The 13,796-nt window shown below is 56.3% G+C and carries 14 protein-coding genes and 1 tRNA gene; 10 read left to right on the forward strand and 5 right to left on the reverse strand.

The genetic code is table 11. The annotated features are described in order from the left end of the window. Nucleotides 1–48 precede the first annotated feature (48 nt). Nucleotides 49–258 carry a DUF2842 domain-containing protein gene (locus ASD54_RS00465; protein ID WP_062552654.1) on the forward strand — a complete coding sequence of 70 codons (210 nt, stop codon included), beginning with the start codon at nucleotides 49–51 and terminating at the stop codon, nucleotides 256–258. Nucleotides 259–381: 123 nt separating this feature from the next. Continuing rightward, complete coding sequence (locus ASD54_RS00470) at nucleotides 382–1,584, forward strand: GNAT family N-acetyltransferase (protein WP_062552655.1); 1,203 nt, start codon at nucleotides 382–384, stop codon at nucleotides 1,582–1,584. An 88-nt stretch (nucleotides 1,585–1,672) separates the two neighbouring features. On the opposite strand, the gene ASD54_RS00475 is transcribed toward ASD54_RS00470, so the two are convergent. Further along, nucleotides 1,673–4,162 (reverse strand): exopolysaccharide transport family protein, encoded by a 2,490-nt coding sequence (locus ASD54_RS00475; protein WP_062552656.1) that lies wholly within the window; start codon nucleotides 4,160–4,162, stop codon nucleotides 1,673–1,675. 188 nt (nucleotides 4,163–4,350) lie between these two features. Between ASD54_RS00475 and ASD54_RS00480 the strand changes: the two genes are divergently transcribed. From ASD54_RS00480 to ASD54_RS27110, 8 genes are all read left to right on the forward strand, one after another. After that, complete coding sequence (locus ASD54_RS00480) at nucleotides 4,351–4,929, forward strand: polysaccharide biosynthesis/export family protein (protein WP_062552657.1); 579 nt, start codon at nucleotides 4,351–4,353, stop codon at nucleotides 4,927–4,929. A gap of 4 nt (nucleotides 4,930–4,933) precedes the next feature. Next, a complete protein-coding gene (locus ASD54_RS00485) occupies nucleotides 4,934–6,088 on the forward strand; it encodes a glycosyltransferase family 4 protein (RefSeq protein WP_062552658.1) in 1,155 nt (384 codons plus the stop codon). 81 nt (nucleotides 6,089–6,169) lie between these two features. Then, a complete protein-coding gene (locus ASD54_RS00490; protein ID WP_062552659.1) occupies nucleotides 6,170–7,720 on the forward strand; it encodes an undecaprenyl-phosphate glucose phosphotransferase in 1,551 nt (516 codons plus the stop codon). Nucleotides 7,721–7,767: 47 nt separating this feature from the next. After that, a complete protein-coding gene (locus tag ASD54_RS00495; RefSeq protein WP_062553191.1) occupies nucleotides 7,768–8,982 on the forward strand; it encodes an O-antigen ligase family protein in 1,215 nt (404 codons plus the stop codon). A gap of 34 nt (nucleotides 8,983–9,016) precedes the next feature. Further along, nucleotides 9,017–9,307, forward strand: coding sequence for a DNA-binding protein (locus ASD54_RS00500; RefSeq protein WP_156378997.1), 291 nt, complete (start codon nucleotides 9,017–9,019; stop codon nucleotides 9,305–9,307). Nucleotides 9,308–9,479: 172 nt separating this feature from the next. After that, nucleotides 9,480–9,668 (forward strand): hypothetical protein, encoded by a 189-nt coding sequence (locus ASD54_RS00505; RefSeq protein WP_062553192.1) that lies wholly within the window; start codon nucleotides 9,480–9,482, stop codon nucleotides 9,666–9,668. 77 nt (nucleotides 9,669–9,745) lie between these two features. Beyond that, nucleotides 9,746–9,822, forward strand: a tRNA-Pro gene (locus tag ASD54_RS00510). Nucleotides 9,823–9,962: 140 nt separating this feature from the next. Further along, entirely contained in the window at nucleotides 9,963–10,148 is a 186-nt protein-coding gene (locus ASD54_RS27110; protein ID WP_082547002.1) for a hypothetical protein, read from the forward strand. A 486-nt stretch (nucleotides 10,149–10,634) separates the two neighbouring features. Here ASD54_RS27110 and ASD54_RS00515 read toward each other — a convergent pair whose 3' ends face one another. The 4 genes from ASD54_RS00515 to plsX all read right to left on the reverse strand — a co-directional run bounded on the left by ASD54_RS00515 (nucleotide 10,635) and on the right by plsX (nucleotide 13,771). Next, nucleotides 10,635–11,165 (reverse strand): MerR family transcriptional regulator, encoded by a 531-nt coding sequence (locus tag ASD54_RS00515; RefSeq protein WP_062552661.1) that lies wholly within the window; start codon nucleotides 11,163–11,165, stop codon nucleotides 10,635–10,637. Between the two features lie 138 nt (nucleotides 11,166–11,303). Next, the gene (locus ASD54_RS00520; protein ID WP_312223053.1) at nucleotides 11,304–11,645 is read right to left on the reverse strand and encodes an integration host factor subunit alpha; all 342 of its coding nucleotides are present in this window, start codon (nucleotides 11,643–11,645) and stop codon (nucleotides 11,304–11,306) included. Between the two features lie 85 nt (nucleotides 11,646–11,730). Then, nucleotides 11,731–12,702, reverse strand: a complete 972-nt coding sequence (locus tag ASD54_RS00525; protein WP_062553193.1) for a beta-ketoacyl-ACP synthase III — start codon at nucleotides 12,700–12,702, stop codon at nucleotides 11,731–11,733. A gap of 19 nt (nucleotides 12,703–12,721) precedes the next feature. Further along, entirely contained in the window at nucleotides 12,722–13,771 is a 1,050-nt protein-coding gene (gene plsX, locus ASD54_RS00530; protein WP_062553194.1) for a phosphate acyltransferase PlsX, read from the reverse strand. Nucleotides 13,772–13,796 lie beyond the last annotated feature (25 nt).

Genomic DNA, 13,796 nt, shown 5'->3' on the forward strand with positions numbered 1-13,796 from the left:
GCGGCATGCCGTCGCGGTACGGGAGAGGTTCAACAAGGAGACAGACGAATGCCTCTGCGGCTCAAAAAGTTCATTGGCACGATCCTGATTATCGTCCTTGTATCGGTCTATGCAATCGTTGCGACAACCATCGCCACGCTAACCCTTTCCACAGCGCCCTGGTATGTCCACCTCCTCTATTTCCTGCTGACAGGCGTTATCTGGATCTTGCCCGCGATGCTGATTATCCGCTGGATGGCGGGGCCGAGAAATGTTTGAGGATCGCTTTAGAGCGCCTTAACCATCTGTCTAAAAGTTGATCGATGGCGTTCTCGTGCTAACAGCTTATGCGGCGTTTGCCGGTAAAGCTTGGGCCGCCACCTTCAGATGGACGGATTTGCCATGAGCGCAGTGACGGCACGGATAGATCAGGACAACTGCGCTGCGGACGCAGCGAAAGACCATGGTCTGGTCGTAAGCCTTCATCAGGAAATCGAGCAGGTTGTGGATGCGTGGCGGGACCTGCAGCAGATCGCATGGAACAGTCCGCACCAGTCTATTGAGTGGTGCAAGGCCTGGTATGCGACGCAAGCCGACAAGCCGCTCTTCCTGTTGGGCTCTGACATGGGAAAGCCCCTGTTCGTTTTACCGCTTGCAGTTACCTCCAGCCACGGCATTCGGTCCGCTGGCTTTCCCGGCGGTTCGTTCAACAACATAAACACTGGCCTGTTCGCGGCAGGTTGCGACTTCTCGGAATCGGCGTTGGTGCACTGTATCGCACAGATCAAAAGCGCTTTGTCTGAGCACGTTGACGTTTTGCACATGCGTGCGATCCCGAAGGAATGGCAGGGTGCCAGACTGCCCTTGCACCGACTTTCAGCCGTAGAGCATGTCAACCATTCCTTCCAATTGCCGCTTCTCGGATCGTTTGACGAGACCCTGGCGCAGATCAACGCCAAGCGCAGGCGCAAGAAGTTTCGCCAACAGACGCGACGGATCAGCGAACTTGGAGGGTATGAGGTCTGCACGCCTGAGCACGCAGGTGAGCAACACGAACTTCTCGACCTTTTCTTTGAACAAAAGCGCGAACGCTTCCGGTCCCAGGGATTGCCGGATGTCTTTGCCAGCGCTTCCATACAGCATTTTTTTCATGCGCTTCTTGATGAGCCCGCCGATGCAGAAAACTATCCCTTAAGGCTTTCAGCAATCAAGCTAACGTCGGGTGGCGACCGCGCAATCCCAGCAATCTGCGGCCTGACGCGTAAGGGCAATCACATAATCTGCCAATTCGGTTCGATTGATGAGAGTCGCGTGCCGGAAACGAGCCCGGGTGAACTGCTGTTCTGGCATGTCATCGAAAATGCTTGCAGCACGGGCGCGAAACTTTTCGATTTTGGACTGGGTGATCAACTCTACAAACGCAGTTGGTGCCCGGTAGAAACGGTGCACTATGATCTGATGGTTCCGATTTCCGGTCGAGGCCATCTGGCAGCCATCGCAAGGCAGGCGCAGATCCGCCTAAAATCGCGGCTGAAACGCAGTCAGACCATCTACCGTCTGCTACAGCGAATCAGAGCCTCAAAGATTGCCTCCCCAGAAGGCTGAAAACCCGCTGACACTACACGCGCCAGCGGGCTCTGCTTTATAACGGTACGATGTGATCCAGTCGTATCATTTCTGGATCTCAGGATTATCAGGCCGCGTGCCGCCCGCGATTTTCCGGGTTGTCGGTCACGCTCGCAGTCATCGCAAGTGCATCGCCGTAACCGGCCTTCCGGAATGCCTCGAGTTGGCTTGCGATGATTTCGTCTCCTGCGCCTGCCAGCGACAGAACGATCTGCATCGGGTTGTTCTTCGTCAGCCGAGCGAGGCTGCGAGGCTCTGCCCGCCCGCATTCGATAATCACAATGTCATAGGCGCCGGTCAGGGCATCGAAAATCATCCCCAGCCTGTCAGCACCGCGCATGGCCTGGGCGGGATCAGCGCCGCCCTGCGGGATGATGTGAGCATCGGACAGACGATCGGGATGAATGGTCTCACCAAACGGCGTCGTGCCACAGAGAAGGTCCGTGATGCCGGGAAGTTGGGCATTGTGTGCCATCAGTCGGGTCGGACATGCGGAGCCTGACATATCGATGAGCACCACACTGCGACCCATTTCTGCGATCTCGCGCGCCAGCAGCACCGTCGCCGTGGAACCATCGTCGCCGGTTGGCGATACGCTGATTGCCATAGGGAGACCTGTGCGCGTCAACAGATCACGAACGTTTTCAACGCTCAGGGACAAAACCTCAACAGGTTCTTCCTGATCCTGCTTCGGTGGCTCCACCGAATTCGAAACAGTTGCTGCAACGCTCATCTCATCTCGCGCGGCTTCTTGAATCTCTACCTCGTCGCCAGACTTTGAAGACAGCGACTCCTTGAGCTCCCGGAAGGGGTCCGTGCGCATCTCGTCTATAGAAACGGCATCTGCCGCGTCAGAAACAGACTTTGAGGGCTGGGGTGCGGGCGTCACTATCACCTTCTCGTCACTGTCCTCCTTCGCCACGGCGGAGCGCGCGCGCAGTTTGGCCAGAGCACTGAAGGTTCGCACCGATGTATCGTCGGGCTTTTCGTTGATCGCTTCAATCTCGGTTGTCGTCTTTTTCCGGACGACAAGGGGCTGCTCGCCTGACTGTTCGAAAGAGGAAGCGTGTGCCGAATTCATTGCTGTATCGGGCAATTCGACCCTTGCATGAGTATCGACAGGTTTTGTCGACCGAACCACAACAAGGTCTTCGTTGCTGGTTGCGGCAGGGCGAAGGCCACGCCCGCTAAAGAGAGCCGCAACGACAATGCCAAGCGCATACAATATGAGTGTGGCCAGCGCCACGACAATGGTGATCGGCACGACCTTGGGGAAATAGGGTTCGGACGGCTCTACAGCGGTTGAAATCACGCGAGCATCGGCTGGCGTTGCCGCCCGATCTGCGCGCGATGCAGCTTCGCGGTATCTGGAGAGATAGCTTTCAAGCAACTGCCGTTGTGCCGCCGCTTCACGCTCCAGGGCGCGTAGGCCAACCTCTTCTTCGCCTGCACGGGCAGAATCCGCCTTAATCGTGGTCAGTTGCTGATTCAACTGAACTTCACGCGCGTTTGCAACCTGCGCTTCACTTTCGGCTGCCGCAAGAATTTTTCGGGTCTCAGCCTGGATCTGTTGGCGAATTCCCGCCAATTGCGCCTTCAGTCCACGCAGGCGGGGATGTCCGTCCATCATGGAAATCGAAAGATCGGCAATCTGCGCCTGAAGGTTGGCTTCGGTTTCCTTCAGCCGCTGAATCATCGGCGAAGCGATGACATCATTCAACGTATCGTAGCCAGTTCCAGCATCCAGCGCCCGCTTGACGTTCTGAGCCTTGGCTTCCGCGGTTGCCTTCTCAGTTCGCACCCTTGCGATCTCAGTGGAGATATCGTTCAACTGGCGCTCTGAGAAACTGGTGTTATCCGAGGAGCGAAACAGGCCAGCCGATGTTCGATAATCCGCGACCTTTTTTTCGGCCTCCTGAACTTTTGTTCGCAGAGCCTGGATTTCCGGCTCCAGCCAACGAGTGGTCTCAGTATGCGTATCGATCTTCGCGCCGCTCTGCATGGAGAGATAAAGATCTGCCATCCGGTTAGGCACAGCAGCCGCCAGCTTGGGGTCTTGCGACGAAAACTCGATTGCGATGATGCGTGAGCCTTCGACCGGGTAGACCTGCAACTTCTCTCGGAATGCTTTCAGCACCCTCTCCTCGGGTGCCGTGTCCATCGGATTGGACTTCATACCTATCGCAACGAGTGGCCCGGACAGGAAGGAATGCGCTTCCGGATCGAACTCCTTGAGATCGGCCAGCTTCAGATCTCTTGCGACCGCCTTGATGAGATCCGCTGACTGCAGGATCTGCGCCTGGCTCACGATATTGTATTGATCGAGCACCGGTTCGGAGGCGCCTTGCGTTTCGCGACCTGCCACGGAGTTTTCTCGCGTTTCGATCAGCAGGCGCGTTTCAGCCTTGTAGGCTGGCGTCATGGTGCCGGCAATTGCCAGAGCAATGCCACCGGCCAGGATCGTCGTGGCCAGAATTCGCATGCGGCGTTCCCACACCGCGCTCATCAACTGGCCGATGTCGATATCTGCGTCCTGATTTCCGCTTACGCCAGACATTGCGCACTCCACGATTTCATTTGGGCGCGAGCGTAAAGGACTATGGTAAGCGTCCGGTTAACGTTCGAAAGCTCATACGAATGCACGAATCTACGTCAAATCAGGGCTGGCCGTGGACACTTTTACCAGACATTAACCCTAACAGTTCCATAACGGGCCATCAGTTTCTTCCAGCGGAGTTCGCGCGGATGGAGTTCGCCCGTTTTAAATCAGTTGTAGCTCTGGCGCTTGCAGCCCTTTCTGCAACCACGCTTGCCGGATGCACCTCCTATGCACCTGCGCCCAAGGCATTTCACGAGGCCACTATCCAGCCTTATCGCCTGGATAGTGGTGATCGCCTGCGTGTGACCGTTTTTGAGCAGCCTAGCCTCTCCAACACCTACACTGTCGACCAGGCCGGTTACATCTCCTTCCCGCTCGTCGGTCAGGTAACAGCACGCGGCCAGACACTAAGCGGACTTTCCGGAGCCATCGCGGCAAAACTCAAGCAAGGCTATCTGCGCGATCCCGATGTATCCATCGAAGTCGACCGCTATCGCCCGGTTTTCGTGATGGGTGAAGTTGGTCGCCCCGGACAATATTCTTACGTTCCTGGAATGACGGCGCAGAACGCCATTGCCATTGCCGGAGGCTTTACGCCCCGCGGCAACCAGCGCGAAATTGACGTCACGCGCAAGATCAACGGACAGATCCTGACTGGCAAGACGACCATCTCTGCGCCGATCCTGGCTGGAGACACTATCTACGTCAAAGAACGTCTCTTCTGATCATATGGCTGCGTCACGACCGCTCCGCATCATTCACTGCTTCAGGTCGCCCGTCGGCGGCATCTTTCGGCATGTGCGCGATCTGGTAGACGCGCATTCGGAGGCTGGTCATCAGATCGGCATCCTCTGTGACAGTTCGACAGGCGGAGCACATGAGGAGGCCCTGTTCGATCGGATCAAACCAAAACTGGCACTGGGATTGATGCGCTTGCCCATCCAGCGGTCAGTGTCGCCGGGAGATCTTCTCGCACTTTATGACAGTTACAAACATATCAAGAGCTTGCAGCCGGATGTTCTGCATGGACATGGCGCCAAAGGTGGCGTCCTTGCCCGTCTCATCGGCTCAGCCCTGCGGGTCAACAGGTATCGCGTAGCCCGCTTCTATTCGCCTCACGGCGGCAGTCTGCACTATGATGAAAAGCGCCTTTCCGGCAAGGCGGTCATGTGGTTGGAGCGCATGCAGGAGTACTTCACCGACGGCTTGGTCTTCGTCTGTGACTACGAGCGGCGCGTCTACGAGCAGAAGGTAGGCAGGCCCCGTGTCGCCGGTAAAGTAATCTATAACGGGATCGACGACACCGAGTTTAAACCGATTGCGACTGTGCCGAACGGGGCAGATTTCCTGTACATCGGGATGATGCGGGATCTCAAAGGTCCAGATGTCTTCATCACTGCGTTCGAGCTGGCCGAGAAAATGCTCGGACGACGCCTGTCCGCTGCAATGGTCGGCGACGGACCCGACAAGGAAACCTATATCCGGACCATCCGTGGAAGAGGGCTGTCGGACCGCATCTCGATGGACAATGCGATGCCGGCTGCGGCTGCATTTTCGATGGCGGACATCGTCGTGGTGCCATCCCGTGCCGAAGCGATGCCCTATATCGTTCTTGAGGCTCTCGCCGCCGGCAAAGTTGTGCTTGCCAGCAGGGTCGGCGGCATTCCGGAAATTCTTGGCGAGCAGAGCCGCGCCCTTGCCATACCCGGAAGTGCAGAGGATCTGGCGCGCTTGATGGTTGAATCAAGAAGCGAGAACGGATGGCGAGAACGGGTAATGCCGCTGCCCGAACAGTTTCGCGCCCGCTTTTCAGCCGATGCGATGGCGTCTTCCATGCTCGAGCTATATCAAGATACTCTAACCAAAGGTTCAAAACTTTCTTAGCATCTTGCTGCTAATGCTCGGCAATGCGCAGAATGAAACAGGCGGTGCCTGGGCGCGTTTGCGATCAATGGGATCCGAGCAATGAGCGAGCCGGCAGGAAAGCAGGAATTCGACGTCGAGGCATTGCGTCGACAGGTTTCCGAGATCCAAAGCCGATCTGAAACCGGGCAGGAAGAGCCTCCAGCCCAGTTGAACGATTTTGCACAGCAAATTGCCGAGCAGTTTCGTGACACGAATACCACACCATCCATGCTCATCGGCAAGTTCCGACTTCTGGAAGGCATGGTCGTTGTCCTCATCAGTCTTCTCGCCCATTACCTCAGCGACAACCGGGATCTGGAATCGCTCATCATCCAGTTCTTCACTTCCGTATTTGCAGCCGGTCTGATGATACTGAGCCTGCAAATTGCGGATACCTACCAAATTCCCTCATTGCGAATGCCTCGACGCATGGTCGTCCGCGTCGTCATTTGCTGGAGCCTTGGTTGGGGTGCCGTTGGGCTTTTGAACTGGCTTCTGCTGTCCTACACGCCTGATGTGCATACGTTTGCGTGGTGGGTGTTTGGCACTGCAGCCATGATTGCGGTGCGCTATCTGATGGCGATTGCCATTCGGCATTGGGCACGCAACGGCATCATGGAGCGTCGCGCTGTGATCGTTGGCGGCGGCCAGCCAGCGAAGGATCTTGTGCGCGCGCTCGAAGCGCAGCCTGAAAACGACATCCGCATCTGTGGTATCTTTGATGATCGTGGCAGCGCCCGCTCGCCGGATCTGGTCGCCGGCTATCCAAAGCTTGGGACATTCGGCGAGTTGGTTACCTTTGCCCGCCTCGCGCGGATCGACATGTTGATCATCGCGCTACCGGCATCCGCAGAACAGAGAATCCTCCAACTGCTGAAGAAGCTCTGGGTTCTGCCGGTCGATATTCGCCTCGCCGCACACGCACACCAGCTTCGTTTCCGTCCCCGCGCCTATAGTCACGTCGGCGCCGTGCCGATGCTCGACATCTTCGACAAACCGCTTCGGGACTGGGACTCGGTTTCAAAACGCGCCTTCGACATCTTCTTTTCAAGCCTCGCATTGTTGCTGTGCTGGCCGATCATGATCGGCTGTGCCATTGCTGTTAAAGCAACCTCAAAGGGCCCCGCGCTCTTCATTCAGAAGCGCCATGGTTTCAACAATGAGGTCATCAACGTCCTGAAGTTCCGCTCCATGTATACCGAGCAGAGCGATCCCACTGCGAAGAAGGCGGTGACGAAGCACGATCCGCGTGTGACACCTGTGGGGCGCTTTATTCGCAAGTCGTCGCTGGATGAACTTCCGCAATTGTTCAATGTGCTGCGCGGTGAACTTTCCCTCGTTGGGCCGCGACCGCATGCGGTCCAGGCCCAGACCGGCGACAGGAAATATGTCGATGTGGTCGAAAGCTATTTCGCCCGTCACCGGGTCAAGCCTGGCGTAACGGGTTGGGCGCAGATCAATGGCCTGCGCGGGGAGCTCGACAGCGACGAAAAAATCAAGGCCCGCATCGCTTTTGATCTCGACTACATCGAGAACTGGTCGCTTTGGCTCGACCTCAAGATCCTGTTCCTGACGCCCATCAGGCTGCTGAACACGGAGAATGCGTATTGAGCGTCGCGTTCGAGGCCCCGGTTTCTGCCAAGCCATTCAACCCACAAATGGCGGCCCTGCGCATCATCGGGTCCGCCATGGTTGCCTTTGGTGTTTTTCTCTCGGGCTTCGTCATTCGTGAGCCAGCTCCCTACGAAGTGATGCTGGCCGTGCAGATTGCGATCTGGTTTCTGCTCGGCCTCAAGATTTCGCGATCGGTCGCTCCGCTGCTCGTGCTGATGCTCTTGTTCAATATCGGCGGTATGTTTTCGCTGACCGTCATGAACGACATGACCGGGGCGCCGCTTTACATGGCGGTCTCAACGTTTCTGGCTCTTACCTCGGTATTTTATGCCGCCATCATCGAAGACGGGCACCATCGCCTTCTGCTGATCTTCAGGGCCTGGGTGGCGGGCGCTGTTATTACCGCCCTCCTCGGCATCCTTGGCTACTTCCACGCCTTTCCTGGAGCGGAAGTTTTCACACGCTATGACCGAGCTATGGGTGCCTTTCAGGATCCCAACGTCTTCGGCCCCTATCTGGTGGCACCGGCAATCTACCTGATGTATCGGCTGCTCACGACCCGATTGAGCCGTGCTGTTTTCTACGTTCCGGGCATTTTGATTCTGGCGCTTGGAATCTTTCTATCCTTTTCGCGTGCAGCCTGGGGTCTGTTCGCTTTTGCTGCCATTGCCTTGATCGTCGTGATGCTTCTCAAGGAACGCACAGCGGCATTTCGCATGAAGATCTTCACGTTGAGCCTGACAGCAGTCGTTATTCTGATGATGGCGATTGCCGGTGCGATGCAATCGAAGAAGGTATCCGACCTGTTCATGAACCGCGCCAAGCTCGTTCAGGAGTATGACGGAGCAAGACTGGGCCGCTTCGAACGTCACAAGATCGGCTTCCTGATGGCGATGGAACGGCCCCTCGGCATGGGGCCCATGGTGCTTGGCAAGATGTTTGGCGAAGATGAGCACAACATTTGGCTCAAGACCCTGACGACCTACGGTTGGCTGGGCTTCGTGTGCTATCTCATCCTGCTATGGTCGACACTCTACATCGGCTTCCGCTCGCTGCTGCGGGAGCGGCCTTGGCAGCCCTTCCTGATGGTCGCCTGGATTGTCCTCGCAGGTCACGCGTTGATCGGAAATGTCATCGATCTCGATCACTGGCGACATGTCTATATGCTTTTCGGGATCATTTGGGGCTGTTTCGCGCTCGAAAACAACTGGCAAAAACGGATACGGCAAAGTTCGCTTGCCAATGCCGGGATAGCTTGAAAAGTCCCACTCCTGCCCCAGTTCATCTTGCATGATGACCATTCAGCAAATGCGGGCTGCACGTGCAGCGCTAAACCTTTCCATGGAAGACATTGCCGGCTTTACCGGCGTGGATGCGCACAAGATCATCGCCTCTGAAAGCGGCGGTGGTGACCTGGACCCTCAGGCGTCAGAGCGGATTCGGGCGTTTCTGGAAAGCCGTGGTATTGTCTTCTTCGAGAGAGGACAGGCCGATCCCGGCATTGGACCGGGAATTCAATGGAGAGATCAAACTCTTGATCAGGGAACCCGTCCGGAAAATCTGAACTCGACGAACGACGATTAGTGGCTGGAATCGCTCCTCCCCCTACAGGTCTCCTCGGAGCGGTCCAAAACTCGGCTAGCGTATTATTACACTCATCATTGAATTTGGACTTTATTTTTCAACCATTTGGATAGATCATTGGAACAAGTCGAGCCGAGTATCGTTGTTGCGTCAGATTCAGATGGGGGAAATCATGACAACGCACGTCGATCAGCATCTCACCGAAACATCCGGACTGAGGAAAGTCTGGAATGTCGCCGAATTCGCCAAGCGCTATCGCCTTGATCCGCAGGAGGAAAATCGCCTGCTCAAGCTGCTTGGTCCCTTCGCAAGCGAACAGGAACTTCTGATGAATGCCAGCCGGACGCCACTTTATCGCTGAACTGGTTATTTCGACAGTTTAGACTTGCGAAGCAGTCGGCAAGCCAGTATGGAGATCAGGCTTCTTCGGAAGCGGGTCGGGGCGTAGCGCAGCCCGGTAGCGCACTTGACTGGGGGTCAAGGGGTCGCTGGTTCGAATCCAGTCGTCCCGACCATTTAACTTTTTAAGCCATTACCCCAGCATTGGCTTTCTCATCCTCTTCGCCCTCTCCTTTCTCAACAGACGTTTGCCTGCGCAATGGCGCGGGAACAATCGGCTGCATCTCCGGTTTGCTTCCCCAGACAGGAGATCATCATGACGGACCAGGGTAAGACAAAAGCGACTGCGACCGAATCTGCAACAGGATTGCACAGATCCGCAAAAGCTGAAGAGACGCGAACGGAAAGCCTCAAGGGGTCACAGCTTCGTAAAGGCGCAGAGCGCGTTGAAGAACGCTCCAGAAGCTCAGATGGAAAGTCCCCCGGCGACAAGCAAGTCTGACGCTGGTCAGAATCCTCGACCGTCGTTCCCGGCGGCAGAGACATTGCTACACCAACCGCTGTTGAGACACGGATAAAGCCGGTGATAAAATCCTTGTGTAACATTGACAATCAAAGTTTGATCACACTGCATGCATTTTAGTGTTTCAGTTTCGATTAATTTTAATCTACTATGAAGATCCAGACGACATTGGGACGAGGTCGATATGGCGCTTCAGGGACGGATTTTCGTATTTGGCTTGGTGTTGTTCACGATTTGCATGCCACTGGCTGCAAAGAAGGCTGAAGCAGACGCCCGCCAGCACAATATGGCATTAATGGCCAAGGTTCGCGCTTAACGGCGCAAAATAACACCCAATGGCGACGATCAAACGGCGGACCTTGTCGACGCGTTCAGTTGTCTTTGTTGCGACCAGCGACAGTGTAACTCGCCACTCTTGTGAAAACTGTCGATTCCGGTTGTGAACCTCTTATGCACGCTTGGATATCAGCGAACCTGATCAAGTAGCCGTTTGCATTCAAGCAGATCAAAAAGCGCTTCCTGCAGTAAGGCACGGTCTTCCTTGCCAATTGAGCTCTTGCCGATCGAGACCTCGTCATCACTCGATCCACCGAAGCCAAAGAAGCGACCGCTGGGTTTTGCTTTCGGTTTGCCAAGCAATTGATCTTCATCTGCATGGCTGAGGCCCTTTGGCTCCTCATGCCGGTCGCTGTTGGCCGCCATGATGGCTTCCATGGTTGCCATATCACCCGTGGCAATTGCTGTTACGAACTTGTTGCCGTTGGACTTCAGGAGCTTCTGGACGCCCTTGATCGTGTAGCCATGATCGTAGAGAAGATGGCGAATTCCCTTCAAGAGGTCGATGTCTTCCGGGCGGTAGTAGCGACGTCCGCCGCCCCTCTTCATGGGCTTGATTTGCGGAAAACGGGTTTCCCAGAAGCGCAACACGTGCTGCGGAAGATCAAGATCATCCGCAACTTCGCTGATCGTGCGGAACGCGTCGGGGCTCTTATCCACGTTTACATATCTCCGAGGAACCGTCGTGCCGAATCACGACAACGCATCCAGTCATAATGCATTTCAGCGACACCGCATCATCGGATCAAGTGCAGTGGTCGCGAACCAACAGAGTTTAATGTTTTGATTTTGGCGCGATCAAGACGCTGGATTCGCAGGCTTCTGCTTCGCCTTGCGTGACAAGTGAGACTTCAGAATTCTCTGCTTCAAAACGTTCGATGCTTTGAACGTCATCACCCGGCGGGGCGAAATTGGAACCTCTTCCCCGGTCTTCGGATTGCGACCTATGCGCTCATTCTTGGCTCGAACCTGGAAGGTCGCGAAGGAAGACAGCTTGACCGTCTCACCCCGTACGATGGCGTTGCAGATCTCGTCGATCACTGTCTCCACCAACTCGGCGGATTCTGTTCTGGACAGGCCGACCTTGCGAAACACCGACTCTGCCAAATCTGCCCGTGTTACTGTTTTGCCAGCCATGATCCTCGCCCGTCTGAAGCTGTATTGATCAATTTTTTCAAACACTATGTGCGTTAATGCCTAGGGTCAAGCGCCTCTCTTGCGGCTTCTACCAACGGACCAGCAAAGCACCCCAGGTAAAGCCCCCGCCCATGGCCTCCAGCATCACGAGATCGCCCTGCTTGATGCGGCCATCATTGGCGGCCACAGACAGGGCCAGTGGGATGGATGCCGCCGACGTATTGCCATGCAGATCGACTGTCACCACAACCTTTTCGAGAGGGATGCCAAGCTTTTTCGCTGAGCCATCGATGATTCTGCGATTCGCCTGATGGGGCACAAGCCAGTTCAGATCTTCAGCCGTTGTCCCGGTCGCCTCAAAAGCAGCGACGATAACATCCGTAATCATGCCGACGGCGTGTTTGAAGACCTCCCGGCCCTCCATCCGCAAATGACCGACTGTGCCCGTCGTCGACGGCCCGCCGTCGACGTAAAGCTTTTCCTTGTGCGATCCGTCAGAACGCAGATGAGACGTCAGAACGCCGCGATCAGACACCTTGCCTTCCTGTTCCTGCGCTTCCAGGACCAGCGCACCGGCGCCATCACCGAAGAGAACGCAGGTTGTGCGATCCGTCCAGTCCAGAATGCGGGAGAAGGTTTCAGCCCCGATGACCAGGGCACGCTTCGCCATCCCTGCCCGCAGATGCGCGTCGGCGGTGGCCATGGCATAGACGAAGCCCGTGCAGACAGCCTGTACGTCGAAGGCGTAGCCCTTGGTCATACCAAGGCGATTCTGAATATTGACGGCAGTTGCCGGAAACGTGTTGTCCGGCGTGGACGTCGCAACGATAACGAGGTCGATGTCGTCTGGCGTAAGGCCTGCGCGCTGCAGGGCGTCCCGTGCCGCGGCTTCCCCGAGAGACGCTGTGGTTTCTCCCTCGCCTGCAATGTAACGCTGGCGAATTCCGGTGCGCTGGACAATCCAGTCGTCGGAGGTTTCGACAAGGCTTTCCATTTCCTTGTTCGTGACGACGCGTTGGGGCAGTGCGGAACCAAAGCCGCGGACGACAGAGCGAATCATCTGATGCAAATTCCTTTGGTCACGCCGCTTCTTCCGGGCCTGCAGGAGGCAGGCGGCGGGCATGATATGTTTTCAAATCCTGTACGATCTTCTGGTTCAACGCATTCCGCACCATGTCGTAGCCGACATCGATGGCAGCCGCATAACCTTCGGCATCCGTTCCGCCGTGACTTTTGATGACGATGCCGTTCAAGCCGAGGAACACGCCGCCATTGACCTTGCGCGGGTCCATCTTCTCGCGCAACCGGTCAAAGGCACCCTTTGCAAGCAGATAACCGATCTTCGACATCAGTGTGCGGGACATTGCCGAGCGAAGCAATTCAGCCATCTGCTTGGCTGTGCCTTCCGCCGTCTTGAGAGCGATGTTTCCGGTAAAACCTTCCGTCACCACCACATCCACGACGCCGCGGCCGATATCGTCGCCTTCAACGAAACCGTGGTAGGAAATTGTCGACAGATTGGCCTCACGCAGCATGCGCCCGGCTTCCTTGACCTCTTCCTGTCCCTTGACCTCTTCCACGCCGACATTCAGCAAACCGACGGTGGGCTTCTCGATTTCAAACAGCGCGCGCGCCATGGCGCCGCCCATCAACGAGAAGTCCAGCAACTGCTGCGCGTCAGCACCGATGGTGGCGCCAATGTCGAGAACGATGCTTTCGCCCTTCAGCGTCGGCCAGATACCGGCAATCGCAGGGCGTTCGATATTCTCCATCGTCCGGAGGCAAAATTTTGCCATGGCCATCAGCGCGCCGGTATTCCCGGCAGACACAACGGCATCGGCCTCACCGGACTTCACGGCCTCAATGGAGCGCCACATGCTTGAAACGTAGCGACCACGCCGCAGCGCCGCGCTTGGCTTTTCGTCCATCGTGATTGCGACATCGCAATGATGGAATGTCGTCTTTTCCTTCAGCTTCGGGAATTTGGCGAGAATTGGCTCGCATTCCTGCTGAAGTCCGTACATGACGAAAACCATGTCCGGATGGCGCTCCAGAGCCTTGGCTGCACCTGGAATGACCACGGCAGGACCGAAATCACCGCCCATGGCATCAAGAGAAATTCTGATCACGCGTTCCTGGTCCTTCTGCCGCCGG

Source organism: Rhizobium sp. Root149, from assembly GCF_001427345.1.
Classification (GTDB): domain Bacteria; phylum Pseudomonadota; class Alphaproteobacteria; order Rhizobiales; family Rhizobiaceae; genus Neorhizobium; species Neorhizobium rhizoryzae.

Excerpts from the sequence above, each read along its gene's own strand:
- ASD54_RS00465 (WP_062552654.1), top strand. The coding sequence starts at position 49 with ATGCCTCTGCGGCTCAAAAAGTTCATTGGCACGATCCTGATTATCGTC.
- ASD54_RS00470 (WP_062552655.1), top strand. The coding sequence starts at position 382 with ATGAGCGCAGTGACGGCACGGATAGATCAGGACAACTGCGCTGCGGAC.
- ASD54_RS00475 (WP_062552656.1), bottom strand. The coding sequence starts at position 4,162 with ATGTCTGGCGTAAGCGGAAATCAGGACGCAGATATCGACATCGGCCAG.
- ASD54_RS00480 (WP_062552657.1), top strand. The coding sequence starts at position 4,351 with ATGGAGTTCGCCCGTTTTAAATCAGTTGTAGCTCTGGCGCTTGCAGCC.
- ASD54_RS00485 (WP_062552658.1), top strand. The coding sequence starts at position 4,934 with ATGGCTGCGTCACGACCGCTCCGCATCATTCACTGCTTCAGGTCGCCC.
- ASD54_RS00490 (WP_062552659.1), top strand. The coding sequence starts at position 6,170 with ATGAGCGAGCCGGCAGGAAAGCAGGAATTCGACGTCGAGGCATTGCGT.
- ASD54_RS00495 (WP_062553191.1), top strand. The coding sequence starts at position 7,768 with ATGGCGGCCCTGCGCATCATCGGGTCCGCCATGGTTGCCTTTGGTGTT.
- ASD54_RS00500 (WP_156378997.1), top strand. The coding sequence starts at position 9,017 with ATGACCATTCAGCAAATGCGGGCTGCACGTGCAGCGCTAAACCTTTCC.
- ASD54_RS00505 (WP_062553192.1), top strand. The coding sequence starts at position 9,480 with ATGACAACGCACGTCGATCAGCATCTCACCGAAACATCCGGACTGAGG.
- ASD54_RS27110 (WP_082547002.1), top strand. The coding sequence starts at position 9,963 with ATGACGGACCAGGGTAAGACAAAAGCGACTGCGACCGAATCTGCAACA.
- ASD54_RS00525 (WP_062553193.1), bottom strand. The coding sequence starts at position 12,702 with ATGATTCGCTCTGTCGTCCGCGGCTTTGGTTCCGCACTGCCCCAACGC.